Source organism: Coprococcus sp. AF102-57 (assembly GCF_027686195.1).
GTDB classification, from domain to species: domain Bacteria; phylum Bacillota; class Clostridia; order Lachnospirales; family Lachnospiraceae; genus Allocoprococcus; species Allocoprococcus comes.
Genome location: NZ_JAQCSY010000057.1, coordinates 1 through 734, shown reverse-complemented (window position 1 = coordinate 734; position 734 = coordinate 1). Strand labels below are relative to the sequence as shown.

General features: G+C 33.2%; 2 protein-coding genes. Both read left to right on the top strand.

Annotated elements, in window-relative coordinates; all coding sequences use genetic code 11:
• Positions 1-46 precede the first annotated feature (46 nt).
• Positions 47-232 (top strand): hypothetical protein, encoded by a 186-nt coding sequence (locus PGZ10_RS16550; protein WP_117464995.1) that lies wholly within the window; start codon positions 47-49, stop codon positions 230-232.
• 58 nt (positions 233-290) lie between these two features.
• Entirely contained in the window at positions 291-686 is a 396-nt protein-coding gene (locus tag PGZ10_RS16545) for a hypothetical protein (RefSeq protein WP_207685622.1), read from the top strand.
• Positions 687-734: the final 48 nt, after the last annotated feature.

Sequence of the window (734 nt, the reverse complement as noted above, 5' to 3'; positions counted from 1 at the left end):
CCAACTCCGATTGTTTCCTTAACAGTTTGACGAGGAGGTGCTTTACATGAAAAAGAGTATATCAAGGATTATTGGTTTGATAATGCTGATTATAGCTATAGTATTTATAATGTTTGCATTGAATCATCCAGAAAAGAGTTTTCCATGGAATAATACTATTACGTGGTTGTTGTATGGTGTATATTTTTTTGTGATAGTAGTGTTGCTTATTGCACCTAAAATGAAGAAGTGAGAAATTTCCGTTTATTGGAAAGTCGCAGAGAACGAAAAATCGGAATTTGGAGGAACTTATGATGAAAAAAATGATAATGGCATTATGCATATTCATTTGTGCGTTTACTTTAGTTGCGTGTTCTGGACAACAAACAAACGAATCACTTACTTTAGGTGTCAATGCGATAATAACAGAAATTGATAAAGAAAATAAAATTATAACCACAAAAGATAGCGGAGAAGAAGGTGTTTTAGGGGATGATTGCCTTATTGATTGTTCCCAAATTCCTATGATTTATTGTAATTATGATACACAAGATGTTGTAGATATAACACTTGATGATTTACAGGTGGGGGACGAAATCATTTTGGCTATTCGGAGTTCGGAAATAGAAAATCTTCAAAAGGAAGATGACAATAAAGCAAAAATAGCAGTTGAACAATTACAATTAGGTACACAGAGAATTAAATAATTCCCAGTTTGTTATTCCACACACATCGGGTCAACTTGTCCCGAACTT

Bases quoted from the DNA above. Each gene is read 5' to 3' on its own strand.
- PGZ10_RS16545 (WP_207685622.1), top strand. From the start codon at position 291: ATGATGAAAAAAATGATAATGGCATTATGCATATTCATTTGTGCGTTT.
- PGZ10_RS16550 (WP_117464995.1), top strand. From the start codon at position 47: ATGAAAAAGAGTATATCAAGGATTATTGGTTTGATAATGCTGATTATA.